This is a genomic window from Actinomycetota bacterium (assembly GCA_040754375.1).
In the GTDB taxonomy this organism is placed as follows: domain Bacteria; phylum Actinomycetota; class Acidimicrobiia; order Acidimicrobiales; family AC-14; genus JBFMCT01.
Genome location: JBFMCT010000089.1, coordinates 1 through 3,362, shown reverse-complemented (window position 1 = coordinate 3,362; position 3,362 = coordinate 1). Strand labels below are relative to the sequence as shown.

The window sequence follows — 3,362 nt, the reverse complement described above, 5'->3', positions numbered from 1 at the left end:
AGCCGGCGGGCGGACCGGGGCGGGGCCAGCGGGCGGGCCCTGCGGCCGGCCGCGCCGGAGGCTGACCAGTGCGCCTGGCCGACCCGCCGCCATCGCAGCCGGCGCAGCCACCCCAGTCCCCGAAGCCATCCCAGCCGGCGCAGCCATCCCCGTCGACGCAGCCATCCCAGCCGGCGCAGCCATCCCCGTCGACGCAGCCATCGCAGCCGGCGCAGCCATCCCAGCCGGCGCAGCCACCCCCGTCGACGCAGCGATCCCAGCCGGCGCCGCGATCCCAGCCGGCGCAGCCATCCCAGCCGGCGCAGCCAGCGCCCGGTCCCCGCCCAACATCCTCAGCGCCGTCGGGGCCGGGGCGGGGCCCAAGGACGGACCGCCGACCGGCCCGCCCGGCACGATCGGTCGCCGCCGCCCGCCCCCGTCCCACCACCCGTCCCACCACCCGTCCCGCGGCCCGCCCGGCCGCCCGGCTGGGGCCGGTGGCGGTGGTGGCCGGGGCGTTCGTGCTCATGGCCGCCCTGGTGGTGTCGTTCACCCACGCCTGGACCAGGGGGGGCCTGCTCATCGACGGGCCGGGGGTGTCGCTGTGGCTCCAGGTGGTGCTCGACCACTGGCGGGCGGGCTACGGCCTGTCCTACTGGATGCCCGAGATGTGGACGGGCACGCCCTTTTTCGCCCTGTTCCCCTCGTTCCACCTGCTCATGCTGGTGCCCTTGGCCGCCCTGTGGGGCCCGGACACGGCCGTCAAGGCAGCCACCGTGGCCGCCCAGGTGGCGGGGGCATGGGGGGCCTTCGTGCTGGCCCGGTCCCTGTGGGGGCGCATGTGGGCCGCGGTGGTGGCCGGGGTGGCCTACGGCTGCCACCCCTACTTCGTGGCCTCGGGGGCGCTGTTCGGCCAGGAGGCGTCGGTGTGGGTGTTCGCCGTCACCCCGTGGCTGATCTGGAGCCTGCGCCTGGCCCTGCGGGGCGACGGGGCCGTCTATGTGGCCCTGGCCGGGCTGTTCGCGGGCTTCGCCGTGCTCCAGCAGGCCGAGCACGCCTTCGGCCTGGCCCTGCTGTGCGCCCTGCTGGTGCTGATCGCGGCCGTGCGGGCGCGCCGGCTGGGGCGCCGGCCCCGGGGGGCCGGGGGGGTGATGTTCAGGGCCGGGGTGGTGGTTGTGCTGGCCCTGGGGACCACCGCTTTCTGGCTGGTGCCCTTCCTGGTCATGAAGGACGCCTTCGTGCTCACCCCCCCGTCGGACGTGCGGGCCAGCCTCGACCTGCTGAGCGGGGCGCTGGGGAGGCGACCGGGGGCCTTTCTGACCAGGGCCGGGCCCGAGGCCGTGACCTACGACTTCGGGCGGCTGGTCGAGGACTTCCTGGCCATGAAGGGCAACGTGGCCGCCAGCTTCTACCTGGGCTGGGCCGCGGTGGTGGGCACCTTGGTCACCGTGGTGCTCATCGCCCGGCGCAACGACGACGACGACGGCACCCTGTGCGCCGTGCTCATCGCCTCGGTGCTGGGCATCTGGCTGTCCCTGGGCACCGTCCCGCTGGCCGGGTCCAACCTCACCACCGTGTCCGGGGCCGGGGCCCTGGTCGTGGTGGGCACCCTGTCGGGCCTGCTCATCGGGGCCTTCCTGCGCCGCCTGCAGCTCGGCCGGCGGGCCGTGGCCTGGGCCGTGGCCTGTGCCCTGGCCCTGTTCGCGGCCCCCTACGTCAGCCCCATCGTGGCCGCCCAGCGCTTCGTGCCGTTCCTGGAGTACATCCGCTTCCCCCGCTTCTGGCCCCTGGCCGCCATGGGCGTGGCCCTGGGGGCGGCTTACCCCCTGGTCGTGCTCCAGCGCTGGGCCGAGAGCCGCCAGCGCCGCCTGGCCCCCCTGTTCGGGGCGGCCACCGCCCTGGCCATGTGCGGGATCTTGTTCGCCGACCTGGCCCCCTACCGGGGTTATTACGCCATGCAGATGCCCCGCAACGCCCAGGCCTACGACGACGCCGTGGCCCCCCTGCGGGAGAACATGGTCGGCGCCCGGGTCGCCCTCCCCACCTACGGCGACCCTCTGACCGTCGACAACCTGATCATCCGGGGGGTGGACGTGACCACCGGCTGGCCCCACCCCCTGGCCGAGAAGTACGTGTACCAACTCACGGCCAAGGCGTTCAACGCCCCCGCCGGCTACCGCGACGCCGCCCTGGGGTTGGCCGCCACCGGGTACCTGGGGGGCGAGGTGCTGTCCCTGCCGGGCGAGGAACCTCGGCGCATCGAGTCGGTGCGCTTCGACCCCAACCCTTCGGTGCTGCCGCTCGTCAGGGCCTACCGCCAGGTGGTCCTGCTCGACGACGAGTCGGTCGCTCCCGAACTGGCCACCGCCCTGGGCCAGCGCCGCATCGGGGTGGTGAGCGGCGTGCGGGAGGAGGCCCTCGCCGGCCTCGACGTGGCCCACGTGCCCTCGGGCGACGCCTGCGAGGAGGCCACCATCCCCGGGTCGATGAACGCTGCCGTCGCCCGCGAGGTGGCCATGGCGTGCGCTCTCAAGCGGTGGGTGGGCGAGACCACGGGCCGGCCCGCCATCAGCATCGCCGACGGGGTGGGAGCCATATTCGACGCCCCCCTGGAAGGGCTCTCGGGCATCGCCGTATGGCTCAACCAGGGCCCCGACCGCACCATCTTCTCGCTCTACGAGGTCGGCCCCGACGGCCGCTCGCTGGGCAACGAGGTGCGGCGGGGCCTGTTCAGCGGCTACGACCACAACGACATGGCCGCCTTCCGGTTCGAGCCGGTCCCGTCGGGCCAGCGCTACGCCTTCGTGTTGACCTGCCCGGAGTGCGGCGAGGACGAAGCCGCCGAGGTGTTCCGCTCCGACGCGGGCCCCGAACGCACGACCCTGGTGGGCGACGAACTGCGGGGCGGGATCGCCCTCAGCTACTCCCCGATCTACGACCGGGTGCCGATGGCGCCACCCACCCCCACCCGCCTGTCCCCCGAACGGGCCGGACCGGGTGAGTGGCGCATCGGGGTCGACGGCCCCGAGGCCGCCTTGGTCGTGGTGGCCGAGGCCAACTTCCCCGGCTGGAAAGCGAAGGTCGACGGGCGGCCGGCCACCCTCGTCCGGGCCGACGCCGCTTTCCTGGGCGTGGTCGTCCCGCCCGGGGCCCACACCGTCAGCCTCAGCTACCACAAGCCGACGGCCGCCCTCACCGTGGGCCGGGCCCTCACGGGCGTCACCCTGTTGGCCTGCGCCCTCATGGTCGCCTACGGCCGCCCCTGGCGCCGCCGGGCCCGGCCCGCGCCGCCCGCGGACGGCAGCAGGTCACCGGGCGGACCGCCAGGGAGCCAGCGGGCGGCGGGCCAGCGGGCGGCGGGCGCAGCCGGTGGGCGGGCGGCG

1 protein-coding gene is annotated in these 3,362 nt (G+C 75.3%); it reads left to right on the top strand.

All coding sequences use genetic code 11. The features are described from left to right. Window positions 1–476: 476 nt before the first annotated feature. The coding region (locus AB1673_17515) for a YfhO family protein (GenBank protein MEW6155755.1) at window positions 477–3,362 on the top strand (2,886 nt) is incomplete at its 3' end.